Origin of the sequence: Aggregatibacter actinomycetemcomitans (assembly GCF_023518055.1) — a bacterium.
GTDB classification, from domain to species: domain Bacteria; phylum Pseudomonadota; class Gammaproteobacteria; order Enterobacterales; family Pasteurellaceae; genus Aggregatibacter; species Aggregatibacter actinomycetemcomitans.
Map to the genome: position 1 here is coordinate 1272105 of NZ_CP085096.1, position 19964 is coordinate 1292068.

12 protein-coding genes and 1 pseudogene are annotated in these 19964 nt (G+C 43.6%); 1 reads left to right on the top strand and 12 read right to left on the bottom strand.

The features are described from left to right. Positions 1-23: 23 nt before the first annotated feature. The 10 genes and pseudogenes from sbcB to rplY all read right to left on the bottom strand — a co-directional run bounded on the left by sbcB (position 24) and on the right by rplY (position 14880). Entirely contained in the window at positions 24-1448 is a 1425-nt protein-coding gene (gene sbcB / locus LIN98_RS06485) for an exodeoxyribonuclease I (RefSeq protein ID WP_187370360.1), read from the bottom strand. A 14-nt stretch (positions 1449-1462) separates the two neighbouring features. After that, positions 1463-2334: pseudogene (locus LIN98_RS06490) on the bottom strand (EamA family transporter). Positions 2335-2409: 75 nt separating this feature from the next. Next, positions 2410-6900 (bottom strand): chromosome partition protein MukB, encoded by a 4491-nt coding sequence (gene mukB / locus LIN98_RS06495; RefSeq protein WP_148326019.1) that lies wholly within the window; start codon positions 6898-6900, stop codon positions 2410-2412. Next, positions 6900-7640 carry a chromosome partition protein MukE gene (gene mukE, locus LIN98_RS06500; protein ID WP_005538866.1) on the bottom strand — a complete coding sequence of 247 codons (741 nt, stop codon included), beginning with the start codon at positions 7638-7640 and terminating at the stop codon, positions 6900-6902. Before mukE ends, mukB begins: the two co-directional genes overlap by 1 nt. A 20-nt stretch (positions 7641-7660) precedes the next feature. Further along, positions 7661-11122, bottom strand: coding sequence for an acyl-[ACP]--phospholipid O-acyltransferase (locus tag LIN98_RS06505; RefSeq protein WP_053330322.1), 3462 nt, complete (start codon positions 11120-11122; stop codon positions 7661-7663). Positions 11123-11136: 14 nt separating this feature from the next. Beyond that, complete coding sequence (locus LIN98_RS06510; RefSeq protein ID WP_005538864.1) at positions 11137-11274, bottom strand: hypothetical protein; 138 nt, start codon at positions 11272-11274, stop codon at positions 11137-11139. 27 nt (positions 11275-11301) lie between these two features. Further along, the gene (gene mukF, locus LIN98_RS06515; protein WP_005566302.1) at positions 11302-12630 is read right to left on the bottom strand and encodes a chromosome partition protein MukF; all 1329 of its coding nucleotides are present in this window, start codon (positions 12628-12630) and stop codon (positions 11302-11304) included. 216 nt (positions 12631-12846) lie between these two features. Beyond that, on the bottom strand, positions 12847-13689 hold the full coding sequence (locus tag LIN98_RS06520; RefSeq protein ID WP_249856093.1) for a D-alanyl-D-alanine carboxypeptidase family protein: 843 nt from the start codon (positions 13687-13689) through the stop codon (positions 12847-12849). Between the two features lie 147 nt (positions 13690-13836). Then, complete coding sequence (locus LIN98_RS06525; protein ID WP_005538861.1) at positions 13837-14445, bottom strand: hypothetical protein; 609 nt, start codon at positions 14443-14445, stop codon at positions 13837-13839. Positions 14446-14592: 147 nt separating this feature from the next. Then, entirely contained in the window at positions 14593-14880 is a 288-nt protein-coding gene (gene rplY, locus LIN98_RS06530) for a 50S ribosomal protein L25 (protein WP_005538860.1), read from the bottom strand. Between the two features lie 213 nt (positions 14881-15093). Between rplY and LIN98_RS06535 the strand changes: the two genes are divergently transcribed. Next, on the top strand, positions 15094-15699 hold the full coding sequence (locus LIN98_RS06535; protein WP_005538859.1) for a DedA family protein: 606 nt from the start codon (positions 15094-15096) through the stop codon (positions 15697-15699). Between the two features lie 118 nt (positions 15700-15817). Here the strand turns inward: LIN98_RS06535 and LIN98_RS06540 are convergent, their stop codons facing one another. Together LIN98_RS06540 and glgA are read right to left on the bottom strand one after the other, a co-directional pair. Then, positions 15818-18283, bottom strand: coding sequence for a glycogen/starch/alpha-glucan phosphorylase (locus tag LIN98_RS06540; RefSeq protein WP_014167785.1), 2466 nt, complete (start codon positions 18281-18283; stop codon positions 15818-15820). A 123-nt stretch (positions 18284-18406) separates the two neighbouring features. Further along, complete coding sequence (glgA, locus tag LIN98_RS06545; protein WP_053330323.1) at positions 18407-19846, bottom strand: glycogen synthase GlgA; 1440 nt, start codon at positions 19844-19846, stop codon at positions 18407-18409. Between the last annotated feature and the right edge of the window lie 118 nt (positions 19847-19964).

Consider the following 19964-nt stretch of genomic DNA (forward strand, 5'->3'; position numbering starts at 1 on the left):
AGGTTTTGGGGTGCAGAGCACTTTTAACCGATTATTTTCGTTCCATATTCATAGACCTTTTGCAATAACATAAGATTTTCTTCATTGTTGGAATATTGTTCGGCTAATTCTTGAAGACGTTGTTCAAATTGCAAAGCCTCGGCATCTAATTTTTTACGGCAGTATTTTTGCCATTTAATTTGTTCCGCACGGTTCAATGTACGATAGAAATGTCTGGCACGATAATGGAACAGCAATTCAGGAATTCGTGGATCTTGAAAACTAAGATTATGTTTAGCCAATTTTTCGGGTTCCAAACTGCGTAAAATCGCCATATTGTTTTTATCGGCGTCACTAAAAAAGCCGTTATACAGTTCGGTTTCAACATTATCGGAAGCGTCAAATTCACGTTCCTGATGAAAAATATCCATTACTTTTTGGCGAATATCTTTTGCTTCCTGCAAACGTTGTCGGTTTTGCGCACATAACTCCTGATCAATACCTAAACGTTCGGAGTTTTGTGGCAACAAAGTTTTAGCCGGCGCAACAATCGGACATTTATTGATATGAATGAGCTTCAATGGCACAGGCAATGCACCGGCAGCCAATAAGGTCTCTTTTTTGGTGTAAAGATTTTCACGCAACTCCCCTACCGATTTTGTTAATAAATCATCAATATCGGCAGTTAAATCACAGACAATAACGGCATTTTTATTCGTCGGATGCCAGGCTAAAGGTGCAATTAACGTGGTATTTCCGCGATAATTCCCCAACATTCCCGACACATGTACCAATGGCATCATTTCTGCGGTATCGATGAGCTTTTCAACCTCCTTTTTACCCCGATTTTCAAAGAAATATTGGAATAATTTAGGCTGTTTCCGCTTGATGAGCTTTGCCATTTCAATAGTGGCATACACATCTGACATGGCATCATGCGCACTATCGTGCGCTATTCCATTGGCCTCTGTCAGTTTTTCCAGGCGGAAACTCGGCATACCTTCATCATCTAAAGGCCATTCAATACCGTCCGGGCGCAACGCATAGCAAGCACGCACCAAATCCAGTAAATCCCAACGGGAATTGCCGTTTTTCCAGCTGTATTCATAAGGATCGATAAAATTACGGTAAAACGTATAACGGGTCATTTCATCGTCATAACGAATGTTATTAAAGCCCATCACGCAAGTATTCGGACGGCTGAATTCCTGTAAAATTTTGGCGGCAAATTCGGGTTCCGACAGCCCTTTTTCGTTGCATTCCTGTGGTGTAATTCCGGTGACTAAAACCGCTTCTGGTGCAGGCAAATAATCGTTAGTTTGCTTGCAATAAAGAACAATCGGCTCACCGATAATATTAAAATCCTCGTCAGTGCGAATGCCACCGAATTGTGCCGGGCGATCCGTTGCGGGATTGACCCCAAAACTTTCATAATCATAAATAAAAAAACTAAAGTCGTTTTTTGCCATCATTTTTCTCAAATCTAAGCCAAAATTTTATCTAATAATACAAACAAAAGATTGCCGTTAAGCTAAATACAATACCTAACCAATTAATTTTGGTTATTTTCTCTTTAAAAATTAATGCGCCGGTGAAGGTGCCTAAACAAATTACACCGATATTCATACCGGCAAAAACCAACGTTGGATTAGAGCCAAAACTTTGATGCGCTTTAATGTAAAACAAAATATTAAAGAAATTCAGCACACCTAAAATAATGCCGCCTACAAAGCTCTCTATATTCCATTTGGTTTGTTTAAACAGCAAATAAATGAACATAATGCAGGCTGCCAATGAGAACGCGATAAACAAGGTTGTTGGGAATGCGCCGCCGCTTTTCGCTACTTGTTTGAATAAAATATCAATAATACCGTAGCCGAACCATACGCCAACCAATCCCAAAATACCACGAAGATCGACCGCACTTTGTGGATTCGGTTTGCTTAATAGACAAAATAACCCGATAAACGCCAACACAATTCCGACAAGCTTTGGTTGGCTTAAGGTTTCATGAAAGATTAAAAATGCGGCGAGAATCGGTAAGAATAAGGATAAACGCTGTGCCGCATCGGAACGTACAATACCGGCGAATTCCACCGCTTTGGACATAATAATAAATACGCTTGGTAACAAAATACCTAATGCCAAGAAAATCGGCATATTTTCACTTTGTGCGATGAAATCCGTAAATTCAAGCCCTTTGAAATCCGGTTTTAACAAAAACCAAGAAAGTGACAACGCAACAGTATAGTTAAATGCAATAGCTTGTTGAATAACGATATTACGCTTGCGGGCAACTTTCAATAGTACGGAAACCGCTACGCTACAGAGGACGGCGATAATGAGATTGTGCATTTTTTATTCCTTTTAATGAAATAAAGTGCGGTCAAAAAACACTTTATTTTTTAACCGCACTTTTTCTTTTACAAACTACTCTGTTGCGCCGAATCCGCGTAAGCCGACTACATGAACGTGTTCGTGATTACCGGAAATTTTCCGCACCAGTTTGTAGGTTGTGCCTTTTTCCGGGCTGATATTTTCCGGGGCGGCGATGAGCAATTGCATATCTAGCCGTTCGCACAGCTCGAATAAAGTGGAAATAGATTTGGCATCCAAACGCGCCGCTTCGTCCAAGAACAATAAGCGGCACGGCACAATATCTTTGCCACGAATACGGCGGCTTTCTTCTTCCCAGCTTTGCACCACCATTAAGAGGATGGACATACCGGTACCGATGGCTTCACCGGTGGATAATGCACCGCTTTCCGCGCGTAACCAACCGTCTGCGCCACGGTACACCTCTACTTCCAAATCAAGGTAATTACGGTAATCCAGTAATTCTTCACCGATGGTTTGTGCCGTGCGTTGTCCTACATCAATATGCGGATTCAGGCGTTGATATAATTTCGCAATAGCCTCGGAAAAAGTCATACGATTGTCGGTAAATAAATCCTGATAATCCGATTGGTTGCCGGAAAGCGCATCCAACAACATGGCGTGCGTATCACGAATATTCACCACCAAACGCACTGATTTCACCTGACCGAAGGCGATATTTTGCAAGCCTTGATTCAGCATACGAATACGATTTTGTTCACGTTGAATGGTTTTACGCATAATGTTTACCACGCTTTCAGAGCTGATCGCCAGTTTCTGTTCACGACCGGTTAACTCTTCCGTTAAGCGGGAAAGCTCGATTTCCATTTGCTCGATGGCATCAATCGGGTCGTCGGTTTTCAGAATATCCTGACGGATACGTTCGCGTAGATGTTGGTATACCGCAATAAAGAACCGCACTTTATTTTCCGGTTTGCGACTGTCTTCCGATAAACGTAAGGCATCGCGCAGATATTCGTTATCGGCAACCGCCGTACGCAACGCACCAAGGGCTTTGTCCGACATGGAACGTAGCTCATCGGCGGATAAATATGCCAATTCACGACGATTTAAGCGTTTTTCCACATCAGAATTGCGAGATAAACGCAGCACCACGCACCAGCTCATTTTAGCCGCCGTTACCAATTCGCGCTGGGTTTTGTAGTCCCGTTCCGCTTTACGAATGCGGCGGGTAAGATTTTCCGCTTCGCTTTCAATGAGGGTGAGTTGTTTTTCAATGTAAGAACGGCACTGACGATTAGTGGAAAGTTGTTGATACAACTCATCCCGACGGATTTTTGCACGTTCTTCCGCGCCTTCGTCGGCACGTACACCCAATTCGCCGATTTCCTGCATTAATTCCTGCAACATTTGGTTTTTACTGTTGAAAGAACTTTGCAATTGAATCAACACTTGATTGTATTGTGCATATTGCGCTTGAACCTGACGCAATTGCTCGCGCTGTGTTTCGCGTTGTTGTTGCATTTGCTCCAAACGGGCGCGCAATTGTTCGTTTAATTCGGAGGTTTCCGTTTGCACGCTTTCTGCGTAGTTGAAATGGGCTTTACGTTGCACCACATCCGCCAAAGCAAACACTTTTTGTTGCACCTGTTTTTGCAACTGAATGGCTTGCTCATAGTCGGCTTTTAAGTGTTCATAATTTTCCGGATCGCTTTGCAAAGTATTGGCAATCGGCTCTAATTGTGACAACGTGACGCCGTATTGACGAATAAATAACTCATCCTGTTCGGCTAAATCCAGCTGTTCGCGGCATTCTTCAATGCGATCGGTTAAACTGTCATCCGCCAATAATGGCAATTGCGGAATTAATTTATTCAACAACTGCATACGTTCTTTCGCATCATCCAAACGAATGCGAATTTGTTGTTCGCCGGTCAGGAATTGGTTTAGTTCGCGTTCAATTTCATTGCGCTGCTGATTGGTCCGAGCCATGACCTGTTCTGGATTATCTTGGAACGCTAATGCTAAATATAAACCGACAAATTGGCTGAAATGTTCGTGTAAACGCTGGCATTTTTGCACGTCAAAAGCGCGTTGAGCGTAATGTTCCGCCACTTCCTCACGTTTTGCCTGTAATTCTTCCAAATGTTTTTCACGAGCGGCACGACCAAACAACGGAATTTCCGGGAATTTAGAATAACGCAATTCACGATCGGACACTTGCACCACAACGCCCAGTTCCAATTCCTGTGCGGAAAGTACGCTATCATCAAACGCCGCCGGATCGCCTTCAATTAAATATAAATCCTCCGGGCAATCTTCCAGATTGGCAAGTTGTTCTTTTACCGCATTCAGATCACGCACGACAATAGCATGACGCGCCGGACCGTATAGCGCGGAGAAATAAGGCGCGTCTTCAATCGGCACATCATCATACAACTCGGAAAGCAACACGCCGCCGAAACGTTCCGCAAGTACGTTCAAACGGGCATCTTCGGATCCGTCGGGCTGACTTAATCGGCTGATTTGCTCATCTAATTGCTGACGTTGTAACTCAAGCTGATCGCGCTCCATGGTGAATTCACGCTCTTTAACCAACTGTGCCTGCATGAAATTCATCACGCCTTGGCTGTCGGCAAATTGCTCACCGCTTTGATCCTGCAATCGTTCCAACGCCGCTTGTGCCGTGAGCCATGCCGGTGCTTTACGGGCGTTTTCCTCATAAAGTGCGGTCAAATTTTCACGTTTTTGGCGAAGGGTTGAACGCTGCACTACCAAGTCCGAAAGTTCAGCCGACAAATCCTCAATTAAAGCTTCCTGTTCACCATAAAATTCTTCTAATTCATCTGCGGTTTCTAAAGACAAATTGGCGCGTTGATTAAAATCGTTTAATAATCTGACCGCACTTTGTTGTTGATTCAGACGTTGTTCCAATTCATGTAACTTGGCGCGTAGTTGCGGTGTTTGCTGTGCTTGCAGTTTTTGTGTCGGATATTCACGCAACAATTCTTTCGCACTTTCCCACGCAGCAGAACGAGGTACATCGCCGGCAATTTTGCAAACCAACTGATAGGCTTTGTCGAATTGCGTTTTTGCCGCTTCGGAAATAGACATTTTTTGTTCAAGTTCAAGCACTTTATCCGTTAGCACTTCCGCTTGCGCTTCAAATTCTTCGTGGTAAACATCCACATTTTTCACGGCTAAATCCGCCAAACCGCACAACGTTTTGGCTTTTTCTAAGGCTTGAATGGCTTGTTGATATTGCAATGCGCGGGTTTGTTGCGCATCCAACGCCTGTTGATAATCCGCCAATTGCGAACGTAGGTTGTCAACTTCCTGTTCCGTTTGTTCAAATTGCGCTTGGCTTTCTTCTAACTGCTCGTTGGCGGTTTCTACCACCATTTTTTGTTCTTCTAACCGCTCTGTCAGCTCGCCGACATTTTCTTGATAGCGGGAAATTTTTTCCTGATGACGTAACGCATTCAGCACTAAATTCAAATGATCTAACGCGCTTTGGTGATCTACTTCCAACGTTTTTTCATTTTCTGCCAATTCGGCAGCTTCGCGGCTTAAATCCACTAAGCGATGTTGAGATAAATCCTGTTCGGATTTGGCTTTATACCATTCCTGACGGAAATTTAACGCGCTTTCGATATTGCCACGGCGTTCATTGGCATTGCGCATATAATCCGCCGCCACATAATTAGTGGATTCGGTGATTAAATGCTTGAATAAATCGCGATCCGCTTGAGTCACTTTAATCGCTTCCAAAGTCATGCGGTTTTCGCGCAAAGCACTTTCCATATCTTGGAATGCTTTTTTCACCCCAAGATTTTCCGGCAATAAATAATCACGTAAAGAACGGGTAATGGCGCTGGAAATACCACCGTATAAAGAGGCTTCGATGAGTTTGTAGAATTTACTGCGGTCGGAAGAAGAACGTAAACGTTTCGGGATAATTCCCAAATCGAACATCATGCCGTGATAGTCGGTGATGGAATGGTATTGCTTAAATTGCGCGCCGCTTTGCTCCACTTTGTCTTTTAATTCGTTCAACGTAAGCACGCGGGCTTGGCGTTCATTGAGGGTTTCGGTGAAAAGTGCGGTCGGATTTACGGATAATTCTACGCCTTGAATAGAAAAGGTTTTTAAATCTACTTTTTTATCGCGTCCTGCCACCTGTTGTAGACGCACGCCGACAATAATCCGTTGATGGCGAGAATTAATGGTATCCAGCGCCGCGTAACAAACTCCCGGACGCAATTTTCCGTGCAAACCTTTGTCGCGCGAGCCGCTTGTTGCACCGGCTTCCGTGGTGTTACGGAAATGCAATAAGGTTAAATCGGGAATAAGCGCCGTCACAAATCCCGCCATAGTGGTGGATTTACCGGCACCGTTACCGCCCGATAAGGTGGTGACCAATTCGTCCAAATCAAAGGTACGAGCGAAAAATCCGTTCCAGTTGATAAGCGTTAAAGAACGAAATTTACCGCGTTCTACCCCACTGTTTTGGCTAAAGATAACAGGTGCGGCTTCAGCCGTCGTATACATTACGTCATTTTCCAGGGATAATTCTTCAGTCATTATTCTTGTTCCTCTTCTACGACTTCTTCTTCCACTTCCGCATCGTTTTCGCTGTTTTCGGCATCATTTTGTAACGCCAGTTTTTCTGCCTGTAAGGATTGCGGGGTTGCCGCTTCACCATCACGAATTAAACGTAATTGCGCTTCAATCGGATCATCGCCGGCGCGCACTTCGGCACCAAAGCGGAACACGGATTCGGAAATGGTAAATTTACCACTGTTCGGTTCACCCACCGTATAAATCATGCCTAAACGACGCAAACGACCGATCGCCGCACGCACTTTTTCCGCCAATTTTTGTTTATCCAAATCGGAACCGCTGGAACGCTGATTCACCGCCTTCAGCAATTTACTTTCATCGGCTAAATTCAACAGTTCGTCATACACTTCCTGGGTGCTGAAAATCCCCTGCTGTGCCAGGCGTTCCGGGCTTAAATACAAATAACACAACACTTTGCCCACTAACATTTCCAATTCCGTTAACACGGAACGCGCGATTAACGTCGTCGCTTTCGGGCGTAAATAGAAAAAACCTTCCGGCGCACGGATAAGTTCCACGTTATAACGACGATAAAACAAATCCAGCTCCGATTGAAAATCAAGTAAAAAGGCGTGGTTATCTAAATGCTCCGTGCCGATATGTTTACCGGAACGCAATTGGCTATCCACCGCCGGAAATAACGGATTGGCAATGGCGGCTGCCAATTTCGGGGAAATTACATCTAGGTTATTTTCTGTCATGTTGTTTCTCTGTTTTGTGTTTATTCGTTATTTTGCACTAATGCGACGGCGAGTTTTTTCGCCCCTTTGAAATCGACTTTACCACTTGCCAAGGTCGGAATTTCATCTACTTTAAAGACAAAAGACGGCTGCATTAACGGTGGTATGGCTGAATTTTTCAACATATTGACGACCTCATTAATATCCGATTCGGTTTTCACTAAAAGCACCACCGCTTCACCTTTTTTATCATCCGGCACATTTGCAGCGGTAAATTGCACATCGTCATTCAAAACCTGTGCAATTTGTTCTTCTACACTGCCTAAACTAATCATTTCGCCACCGACTTTCGCAAAGCGGGAATAACGGTCAACGATAGTAATAAAACCGTTCTCATCAATATGCCCTTTATCACCCGTTTTGTAATAACGCACGTCGTCAATTTCGGCAATGACGTCAGCGGTTTTTTCGGCATCGTTTAAGTAGCCTTTCATCACTTGTCCGCCGCCGATTAAAATTAGCCCGTCTTCTCCCGTTGCTAATTCCTGCAAGGTTTCCGGATCCACAATTTTAATAATCGTCCCCGGCAACGGCATCCCGACAGAGCCCTGTTTGTTAAACGTCAGCTCTTTTAACGTTTCTTTTTCCAAAATATTCGGCATATTCACCGCTGCAACCGGCGCGGTTTCCGTAGTGCCGTAGCCTTCGTAAATGTCTAAACCGAATTTCAAGCGGAACGCTTCTTTCACATCGGCTTTCAGTTTTTCCGCGCCGGCAACCACCATGCGGATATTCTGGAACATTAACGGATGCAATTTTTTATTTCGATTGTATAGACGGAAGAAGGTTGAAGTGCCGAACAAAATGCTGGCATTATGGCGCGCTGCCATTTTCCCTACTGCAGCACCGTCTGTCGGGTCCGGTACGCTCACCATTTTTACCCCTTCACATAACGGAAGTAACGTTGTCACGGTTAAACCGAAAGAATGGAAAATCGGTAACGAGTTTAAAATCACATCGTCTTTTCTGAAATTCAACAAATCGCTGATTTGGCGAATGTTGGTTAATAGATTTTTATTGGTTAATTCAATACCTTTCGGCTCCCCTTCACTGCCGCTACTGAATAAGATGGTTGCGGTGTCGTCTAAACTTACATCGGCAAAATTCAGTAATTTAATCCAGCCTGCCGGGACAAAAAGTGCGGTCAAAAATGCCAGCGTTTTTTGTGTTTTGCTCACAGACTTACCCAATGTTTCCATCATCACGGCTTTGTCGGCTAACAACGCCTGATAATCAAAACCTTTACCGCTTAATTTCGCGAGGAATTTTTCGGACGTAATCACCTGTTGAATATTGGCTTTTTTCAGCGCCAACGCCATACTTTGTTCGCTTAAGGTGTAATTCAGATTCACCGGCACTTTACCGTTCACAAATAACGCCATATTGACAATGGCACCCATGGCGGAGCTTGGCAGTAACACACCGATATTTTTCTCGTTGTTCAGGGTTTGTTTAAACAGTTTGCTGAAAACCAACACAGCACTGATAAATTTTGCATTGGTTAATTCCGTCCCCATGCTGTCGGCAACACATTCGCGGAATAAATTGCTTTTTGCCATTTCCAGCCAAGAATAGGTCAACGGCTGTTGACGGGAAATAAAGCTTTCCCAAGAAGAGAAAGATAACTCCACCACTTTTTGTTTCATGGCAACATGATCGATAAACTCACGAATCAGTTTGCCGAATGCCACGATAATGTCACGTTTACCGCGTTGCTTGGTGAGTTCTTTATAATGCTCGTCCGCACGGGAGAAGCTGGAACCCCATAAACCACGCAAATAAAACGGCACAACGCACACGTCTTGCCACTCTTTAATACTTAATTCGTAGCCACGTTGAAATTCGTTAATTTGTCCGTTATAGCTGATATGCCCTTCCGGGAAAAGCGCCACCACTTCGCCATTTTCCAAATATTGACGAATGGCTTCGATACTTTCTTTGCTGGAACCTACACCGATAGGAATTACCTTGAAGAATTTGAAAATCCAGGTGAGATACCATTTGTTGTAAATACCGCGATACATCACGAATTTAATGGCGCGCGGGCTGGCGGCTTGTAGTACTAACCAGTCGATCCAGCTGATATGATTGCCTAATAACAATACACCGCCACGTTGCGGTAAATTTTTTAAGCCTTCCACATGGAAGCGGTAGCCGGTTTTTAGGAAAAGTAATAAAAATAAGCGGGTGAATAAATGCGGCAATTGCAAAATGGCATATAAGGAACCGACAAAACAGACCACAGAAACAAAAATAAATAAGCCTGTGGTGGAAATATCCGCGTAAACAAAGGCGATACTTAACAACAAAAAGCCGATCATGGCGATGTTTTGGATGAAGTTATTGCCGGCGATAATTTTCCCCATTTTGGCTTCCGGTGCGAAGAACTGAATGGTAGCGTTTAACGGCACGATAAATAATCCGCCGAATAAACCGAAACAGAAAGAACAGAAGCTAATCAATGTTACATTCGTAGATGACGCTAAGAAAAATAAGGAAACAAACAAACCTAGCGCACCGAGGGGAACAATGCCTAATTCAATGTGGTGTTTGGACATGGCGCCCGCAATGTAGGAGCCGACAATTAAACCGATGCCGCTGACGGCTAAAATCATCTGAATGATTAACGCGTTATCATCGTTAAACAGCATTTTGTAATGTGCCGGAAATGCCGCCACAATCACCTGTGATACGCCCCAGAAAATGCTTAATCCGACAATGCTGAGCAAAATATTCTTATCGGCGCGAACTAATTTCATGTTTTCTCTTAAGTAGCTTAAAGAAAAATATTTTTTGCTGCTGAAATGTGTTTTTTCTTCACTTTCTGCCGGTGGAAAATAAGGCAATCTAAAGGCGAAAATGACTTCAAATGCGCTGAAAATCAACATTAAGAAACCGATCACATAAATACTGGAAAGTATATCCGCCGGGTTGTTGCTTGCCACATAAATGGCTTCAAAAAGATAAGAGAAGACAAAGGAACTGAATAAAATCGCCACGATGGTTAAGGCTTGGATAATACCGTTGGCGGCGCCCAGATTTTCCGTACCCACAATAGATTTGATAATCCCATATTTGGCGGGAGAATAGACCGCACTTTGCGCCGCCAGAATCAAGGTCAACAGGAAAGCAAGCTCAAATGCACCGAAAAAGTAGCTGAGGAAAATCGCAAAGGAAATTAACACGCTGGCAGTAGCGGCATAGCGAATGACTTTTGTTTGGGAATATTTATCGTTAATAAAACCGGCGGGCGAAAATAAAAACACGAAAGGCAACAAAATCATGGCGTTGACTAAAGCCGTCAGCACTACTAGCGTATCGCCGTCGAAACTTTTTAACAGCACGTTTTGAATATTAATTTTATGCGCCAAATCCACGCCCGCATTTAAAAACGCGATGGCGAGATAAGGTAAAAAGCCGCGGATTTTAAGTAATTCTTTCATATTTCTCCTTTATATTAATTTGTTCTTGCTGCCAAAAGTGTGGTGACAAAATCCAGCGGATTTTGAACGTCGGCTTTGCCGACGGCCCCGTAAGGGGTGCACAAGCGAACAAGTGAGATTGTGAATAAAATTTTAAGTGTTTTGTCGTTCATAAAAACACCTGAAAAAACGACCGCACTTTAGCTTTTATATTCATCAATGACGTTCGCCTGGACTTCTGCGCCGCGTTTGTTAATGCTTTCCCAAATCGGATAAATACCGCTTAAATCATCGCTTGCCATACCCAGACGTACCGCCTGATCCACGATAATTCGCGCCACATCAAAATGTTGTGACAGCGGATAGCTTTCCAGTTGTTGTTTTAATACCATACTCAAATTAATCGGACGTTGATGTTCACGATAGTCAATGAGCAAGGTTTGCATATGTTCCACAATTTGCTCGCGAATATCTGCCAAAGATTCGTATTGCAACTCTTTCGGTAATTCACCCAGCGCATCTTCTTCACGTAGGGTTAATTCCTCGTCGCGTAAATCGACCAAACGCTCTGCCTGAGCCGCCCATAAGAACCATGGGTGATCGAAATAATTGTGAATGGAATTGCGTAAACGCTGGGAGAAAACCCGATTTTTATCCATATCAATGGCGGTACGGATAAACTTGTGCACATGGCGGTCATAGCCGATCCACAAATCAATGGCTTGTTGTCCCCAACTGATAATGCGGTCTAGTTTTGTTTGTAAATTGGTGATCAGCTCATCAATAAAATACAGTTCACCGCGCCCGATAACGCAGTCCTGAATCCGCAATAATTGCGCCTGCAATTTGTCGCCGGCGGCGTTAAGGGTATCTTGTAGTTCCCGTAAATTGCCTGAGGTTTCGTCTAATAATTGTTCACAACTGGAAATCGCCGCCTGCCAATCTTTGGTTAATAAACCGGCAATTTCGTCCTTAATGCTCTGCTGGTTTTCGTCCATAATACGTTGCGATAAGTCGATGCTGTCGAAAATTTCTGCCACGGAATATTTTAACGGCGCAAAGACGTTACGACGCCAATAATGTTCGTCGCCATCTTCTTCGGCGGCGTCAGAGGCACGTTGAATTTCATCGGCGACAATGGAAAGCTGAACGGAAAGGCGCAAGGCGGAAAATTCGCGTTGACGAATGTAGTAATCGGAGACGCCGACACCCAGCGGGGTTAAGCGATAAATCGCCAAACCTTCGGTAAATTCACTGCTGAAGCGGTTAAGAAAGCGTTGTTTTACCAATTCGTTAATGGCGTTATTGGCGCGGGTAGCAATGGTTTCCTGGGATTGGTCAAAGGCGCCGGAAACGTGGCGAAAAATGTCCACCAGATCCGATTCGATCATTTCACCGTCAAAACGTTCGTTATTATAAATGGCAATTGCCAATAAAAACGCCAGACGATCGGTGGGTAAATTCAGCGAAAATTCGCGTTCTTTCGCCCATGAAACCAGTTCGGGGATTGTTTGTGATGTTTCAAGCATTAAGGGATCTCACAATGCATTATTTAAACAAAAAATTGCCTAGATTATACAGGATTTTGATCGTTCTAACAGCTTGAAAATAGCAAGTGTGGTGAAAATTTGAAGAATTTATAACGGTTTTCTTTTCAAGATAACGATTCTATAAAAATCGGCGAAAAAAGGGGCACAAGATCCCTTCTAGCCCGCCACTTTTCGGATTAATTCGTCCATTCCGGCTTAATCATAGCCCTCTTCATACTGCATATCATCCACAAAGTCTCGCAGCACCTTGCTGTTTAACGCGGTACAACCATATTTTTCCAATTTATTTTTGGTGAAACTGGAGCGATATGCCGAAGAACTGTTATTCAGGCTAATCACGCCGATGGTGGCACGATTATTGCAAGGCACTTTATTGACGAACACCAGATTGTAGCCCGATTCGCGAATGTAGCCGGTTTTATTGATTGCCGCACTGAACATTTCATCACGCACCAATTTGTTGGTATTTTTCACAAACACATTGCGTTTCCCGGCTTTCACATACGTGGAGGAAATGTTGGAAAATGCCTTGATTTCCGTTTTTTTCATGGAATATTTGGTAAGTTTCACCAAGTCCATCACGCTGGATACGTTATGGTTAGACAAACCCGAACTGTCGCTAAAACGGGTGGATTTCATCCCCAATTGTCTGGCTTTTTCATTCATTTTGCCGATAAATTGTAAGCGTGTCATACCGGCGGAGCGGGACAAGGCGTGAGCGGCATAATTATCGGAATGCACCAACATCATTTTCAGCAATTCACGGCAAGAAATCGGCGTATATTTAGGCAATTTGGTGTGCGTGCCTTTAATGTAGTCAAAATCATCATCAGTAATGGAAGCAGTATAGCGGGGGTTTTTGTTGTGTTCCAGAAATACGTTTGCTGTCATCAGTTTGGTGACGGAAGCGATAGGACGCACGGTATTCGGTGCACCGCTTTCCAATACTTTATTATGGGTAAAATCATACACCACATAAGACTGCGCTATGGCAACAGCAGGCAACAGAATCAACAAAGGAAAAACATTTTTTAACATAGGGCATTCAGGGAAACTAAAACTGTTGCTATTTTAGCAGGTTTCTTTCGACAGGGTTAAAAAACATTATCTTTTACAACCGCACTTTGGAGGGATAAAAAAATCGCCTTACTGCTCAACAATAAGGCGATTTTATTTCAGTCGGAATTATTTAGATTCTTGAGCCGGCGCTGCAGGTTCTGCTGTAGGTGCAGCCGGAGCAGGATTAAATTTTTGTTCTAAAGCGACGCTTTGTTTTTGTAGCTCTAACATCGCATCTCTTAATTTTTCTGCTTTTTCCATGTAAGTTTTCTGTTGTTCCGGTGTCGGGTTCGCTAAACTTACATTTGCTTGTTCAACCAATAAGTTGCTGGCTAAACCAAGTACGTTTTTGGTTTGTTCTTTCACCGCCTTCACAGAATCGGAACTGATATTCAACGCATCTAAACTGGCGATGGTGTCTTGTACGGATTTATTGAAAACATCAATAGCTTCTTGAACTTTCTTATCATCTTTCGCTTGCACTGCAGCAACTAAATCCTGCTGGAATTTTTGTTGTGCTTGAAGCTGGGTTTGTTCTTGAGATTTGTTCCAATCTACTAATTTTTTATAATCAGCCGTCTCATCGGCTTTTGCCGCTTCGGCAGTCGCCGGTGCTGATTGTGTTTGGGCTGCCGCTTCCGGTTTTGCATCCGGCGCTTTGTCTGCCGGTTTATCACAAGCAGTCAAGAAAAGAGCAAATAAAGCAGTTGCACTGATTTTAGTAAATTTGTTCATATTAAAATCCTTTATGAGTTTATGGATAAGTATTGATCCGATAAACGGACAAAACATGGGTCTTAGACAGAAAATTAAATTATTTGTTCCTAACCTTATTTCCGCCTAAAGAAAAAACTCCGGCAATAACCGGAGTTTTATCAATCATTAAACACGTTTGAAGTCAATGTGAACCAATTTTGGTTTGAACGGGTGACGTTGCATTGCCTGCACTTTTACGGCCACTTCTTTTTCATCAATCACTAGCGTAATCACGTCGGAATAGAAAGTATCGTGCACTTGTGCATTGTTTACATCATCATGATTTAAAATGATGGAAACCGGCGCTTCACTACCACCGTAAACGATAGCAGGAATTTGACCGTTATGACGCAGGCGGCGGCTCGCACCCTTACCTTGCGCCGTACGAACTTCAGCGTTAAATTTAAATGCCATTTTAATATTCTCTTAATGTAAAAAGATTTAAATAAAAAATCGCAGGCGACCCAGCGAGTTCACAAAATTTGCTCAAAGCCTGAACTTTGAGGTGGTGCATTATAATGAATTCGCAAATGTAAAGCAAATTAAAATCCCATAATTTCCCTAGATATTACAACAAAAAACAGGCTAAAATAACACGTTCTTTTTTATCGATTTTAAGAGTATGTAATGGAATTTTTAATTAGCTTTTTTACCGATTACGGTTATTTCGCCGTTTTATTCGTGTTGATTATTTGTGGCTTTGGCGTGCCGATTCCGGAAGATATTACTTTAGTTTCCGGCGGTGTCATTTCAGGTTTGGGCTACGCCAATGTGCACGTTATGTTGCTGGTCAGCTTCTTCGGCGTGTTGTTGGGCGACAGCACCATGTATTGGTTGGGGCGTATTTATGGCGTGAAAATCTTACGCTTTCGCCCGATTCGCCGCTTCCTAACAGTAGAACGCTTACGTTTGGTTCGCAATAAATTTGATCAGTACGGCAACCGTGTATTATTTATCGCCCGCTTTCTGCCGGGATTACGCGCACCGATTTACATGGTTGCAGGCATTACCCGTCGTGTCAGTTTTATCCGCTTTCTTTTGTTGGATTTATTCGCTTCCATTATTTCCGTTCCGATTTGGGTATATTTAGGCGATTTCGGTGCCAGTAATCTGGATTGGTTGCACGAACAAATAAAAAAAGGACAGTCGGTGATTTATATTCTGGTTGCCGTTTTAGTCATATTCGTTGCCTGGAAATGGTATAAAGCACGCAAAACAAAACCCGCCAACTAAAAGTGCGGTCGTCTTTGATGCACTTTTCACTTCAAAAACACTGAAAATTTCAACCGCACTTTTCATAAATAAACAAAACCCCGCTCAAATATGAACGGGGTTGATTTTTGATGACCGATTATTTTGCCGGTTTTAGCGGTTCAATATTCCAGATATTTTCCGCATATTCCTTAATCGTCCGGTCCGAGGAGAAATAGCCCATGTTGACGATGTTTTGAATGGTGCTTTCAATCCACGCATCTCGATTTTTATACTTCTCGTCCACCACTTTTTGCATATCCACATAACTGCGGAAATCGGCGAATGCCTGATAATAGTCGTGATATTGGAGACCCTGTAACAATTGCAGATAGCGATTCGGGTCATTCGGTGAGAACGCGCCGTTGATGATTTGATCAACCACCGTTCTTAATTCCGCGTCATTTTGATAATAATCAAACGGACGATAACCGTCACGGCGTAACTGCGCTACTTGCTCAACGGTGTTACCGAAAATGAAGATGTTGTCTTTACCGACATTTTCCAGAATTTCCACGTTTGCGCCGTCCAACGTACCTAATATTAAGGCGCCGTTAAGGGCAAACTTCATGTTACCGGTACCGGAGGCTTCCGTACCCGCCAGAGAAATTTGCTCGGAAATATCCGCCGCCGGAATGATTAACTGCGCCAGACTGACGCTGTAGTTCGGAATGAATACCACTTTTAAGCGACCGCGCAAACGCACATCGTTATTAATCACGTTGGCAACGTCATTAATCAAATGAATAGTTTGTTTTGCCGCGTAGTAAGCGGAAGCGGCTTTACCGGCTAAGATAAAGACGCGCGGCTGCCAGTCTTTTTCCGGGTGCGTCAACATCTCGTTGTAACGTGCGATGATGTGCAACACGTTGAGAATTTGGCGTTTATATTCGTGAATACGTTTCACCTGAACATCAAACAAGGCGTGCGGGTCAAGTTCAATACCCAATTCTTTTTTGACGTAATTGGCAAGACGCACTTTGTTATCGAATTTAATGTCGGCAATCGCACGTTTAAATTCGGCTTCATTGGCGTGTTCTTTCAGCAATGCAATTTGGCTTAAATCGCAACGCCAATCGCTGCCGATATATTGATCAAAAAGCGATGCCAATTTCGGGTTCGCTACGGCTAACCAACGACGTGGAGTAATACCGTTGGTGACGTTAGTGAATCGTTCCGGATAAATACGGGCAAAATCGGCAAAGGTTGAGGTTACCATTAAATCGGAGTGAATTGCCGCCACACCGTTGACTTTGTGAGAACCGACTACGGACAACCAGCCCATGCGCACTTTACGTTGGTCACCTTCTTCCACCAAAGATACGCGACGGATGAAATCCATATCGGTAGTGATGTAGGTTTTCACATATTCGAGGAAGTGATCGTTAATTTCAAAAATCATTTGTAAATGACGTGGCAGGATTTTCGCCATCATTTCTACCGGCCAGGTTTCCAATGCTTCGGACATTAAGGTGTGGCAGGTGTAAGAGAAAATACGACGGGTCATATCCCAGGCTTTTTGCCATGCGAAACCTTCTTCATCGATTAAGATGCGCATTAATTCAGGAATCGCCAATGCCGGGTGGGTGTCATTTAAGTGAATCGCCACTTTTTCCGCCAGATTTTCAATGGTGTTATGGGTACGTTTATGACGACGAATAATGTCTTGCAATGACGCGGAAACCAGGAAATATTCCTGACGTAAACGCAATTCACGACCGTTCCAGGTGGAATCGTCCGGATATAACACACGGGAAAGGTTTTTAATTGATGCACGGCTTTCCATCGCCACAATATGTTGACCACGGTTGAAATCTTCTAAATTGAACATTTCACCGGCGTGTGCCGCCCATAAACGTAAGGTTGCTGCAGAATCATTTTGATAGCCCGGGATAACTTGGTCATAGGCCAACGCTACGACGCGCTCACCGATGTCCCAAATACATTTTTTGTCTTCAAAGTGAATGCTGCCGCCGAAAGGAATAGTGAAACGTTTAGACGGGCGAATAAACTCCCACGGTGCACCTTTTTCCAACCACGCATCCGGGCGTTCTACCTGTTGACCGTCTTCAATTTTTTGCCGGAACATTCCATATTCGTAACGAATACCATACCCCATGCCCGGTAAGCCCAACGTTGCAATAGAATCCATAAAACAAGCCGCCAAACGACCTAAACCGCCGTTCCCCAAACCCGGGTCCACTTCCTTTTGAATAATTTCTTCCAAATCAACATTAAGCTCGGAAAGCGCATCGCGGGTGACTTCATAAAGCCCTTCGGCAATCATGGCGTTAGACAAAGTGCGACCGATCAAAAACTCCATGGATAAATAATAAACGCGACGTGAACCTTCCGTTCTGGCTCGGCGGGCTGTGGTGATCCAACCTTCCGTCACAAAATCACGCACTGCATATAAGGTCGCGTTTAACCAATCGCGCTGACTTGCCTCTTTAGGCGAGCGCCCGATAAGAAAAATCAGTTTATAGACGATCGCCTTCTTCAATGATGCCACATTGATTTCAGGATGATCGTACAAGAATGGAGAATCGAAGTTATCCATTATCATATAAAATAGTCCTCAGTTAACAATCAAAAAAACAGGTGAAATTTTAATCATTCGAGATAAAAAAACAATAATAATCTTCCGTTCAAGCCGTATTTTTACTTGAACGAAAGATTAACTATTTCATTACTTAGATAAAATTCGTTGATATAAATATTGGTAGTGGGTTGCAGAGATTTGCCAACTGAAATCTTGTTCCATTGCAATAACGCGAACACTTGCCCATAAGCGTTGTTTTTTCCATAAAGCAAATGCCGCTTGCAACGCATGACGTAAGTCATCAGCTGTTGCGTGTGTAAAGACAAAACCTGTTGCTGTTCGCGTTTGAATATTTTCGACGGAAGCGTTAACCACTGTATCCGCCAAACCACCGGTTGCGCGGACTAATGGTAATGTGCCGTATTTCAGTCCGTATAATTGGGTTAAACCGCAAGGCTCAAAACGACTTGGGACTAAAATCACATCCCCGCCGGCAAGCATTAAATGGGATAACGCTTCATCGTAGCCGATTTTCACGGCAACGTTCTGCGGATAATCTTTCGCTAATTTGCGAATTCCCACTTCCAAGTGCGGTGCGCCTGAGCCAAGAATCACAAGTTGCCCGCCTTGTTTAACGATTTCATCGGCGCTTTCCAACAGTAAATCCACGCCTTTTTGTTCCGTTAAGCGGGTGACCATCACAAACAACAGCGCATCAGATTGCTGCGGTAAGTTGAAATAAGCCTGTAGATCCGCTTTATTTTTCCCTTTTCCGCCCATGTATTTCAATTTATACGCGTGCTGAATGTATTGATCGCAATTCGGGTGCCAGATTTTTTCATCGACCCCGTTTAAGATACCCACCAAGCGACCCTCTTGATCGAGAGTGGACAATAAACCTTGTAAACCGTACGCAAATTCCGGCGTGGTAATTTCTTTCGCATAGGTCGGGCTCACCGCCGTGACCACATCGGAATAATATAAACCGGCTTTCAAATAAGAAATTTGTCCGAAGAATTCCAAACCGTTCACATGGAACATTTCTGCCGGCAAACCGATTTCAAATAAATGGCGATAATCAAACAGACCTTGATACGCCAGATTATGAATGGTGAACACCGACTTGGCAGGGCGACCTTTATGATATAAATACGCGGCGGTCAATCCGGCGTGCCAGTCGTGGGCATGCACCACTTCTGCGCGCCACCAGCTGTCCAAACCGATCGCCAGTTCTGCACCGACCCAACCCAACAGGGCGAAGCGTTTATAATTGTCGCCGTAATCGTTGTAATTGGCATCGTGATAAGGATTACCTTCGCGTGCGTACAAATACGGCGCGTCAATCAAATAAACGCCGATGCCGTTGTATTCACCATAACGTAAAATAATGTGTCCGGCGAAATTATCAAATTCTGCCACGACGGAAGTATGCGGAATACCGGCTGCAATAGCAGGATATGCCGGTAATACAATTCGCGTATCAATGCCGATTTCTTTCTGCGCAAAAGGCAAGGCGCCCATCACATCGGCTAACCCGCCGGTTTTCAGTAAAGGATATAACTCCGAGCAAACGTGTAATACTTTCATTTAATTTCCTAATGATGCTTGATTGATGGCGCATTTATACGCTCTACTCTAAAAAGTGCGGTTAAAAATTCAAGTGTTTTTTATTAATAATGATAGTGGTGCGTCTTTCGATGTGTGC

Bases quoted from the DNA above. Each gene is read 5' to 3' on its own strand.
- sbcB (WP_187370360.1), bottom strand. From the start codon at position 1,448: ATGGCAAAAAACGACTTTAGTTTTTTTATTTATGATTATGAAAGTTTT.
- mukB (WP_148326019.1), bottom strand. From the start codon at position 6,900: ATGACTGAAGAATTATCCCTGGAAAATGACGTAATGTATACGACGGCT.
- mukE (WP_005538866.1), bottom strand. From the start codon at position 7,640: ATGACAGAAAATAACCTAGATGTAATTTCCCCGAAATTGGCAGCCGCC.
- LIN98_RS06505 (WP_053330322.1), bottom strand. From the start codon at position 11,122: ATGAAAGAATTACTTAAAATCCGCGGCTTTTTACCTTATCTCGCCATC.
- LIN98_RS06510 (WP_005538864.1), bottom strand. From the start codon at position 11,274: ATGAACGACAAAACACTTAAAATTTTATTCACAATCTCACTTGTTCGC.
- mukF (WP_005566302.1), bottom strand. From the start codon at position 12,630: ATGCTTGAAACATCACAAACAATCCCCGAACTGGTTTCATGGGCGAAA.
- LIN98_RS06520 (WP_249856093.1), bottom strand. From the start codon at position 13,689: ATGTTAAAAAATGTTTTTCCTTTGTTGATTCTGTTGCCTGCTGTTGCC.
- LIN98_RS06525 (WP_005538861.1), bottom strand. From the start codon at position 14,445: ATGAACAAATTTACTAAAATCAGTGCAACTGCTTTATTTGCTCTTTTC.
- rplY (WP_005538860.1), bottom strand. From the start codon at position 14,880: ATGGCATTTAAATTTAACGCTGAAGTTCGTACGGCGCAAGGTAAGGGT.
- LIN98_RS06535 (WP_005538859.1), top strand. From the start codon at position 15,094: ATGGAATTTTTAATTAGCTTTTTTACCGATTACGGTTATTTCGCCGTT.
- LIN98_RS06540 (WP_014167785.1), bottom strand. From the start codon at position 18,283: ATGATAATGGATAACTTCGATTCTCCATTCTTGTACGATCATCCTGAA.
- glgA (WP_053330323.1), bottom strand. From the start codon at position 19,846: ATGAAAGTATTACACGTTTGCTCGGAGTTATATCCTTTACTGAAAACC.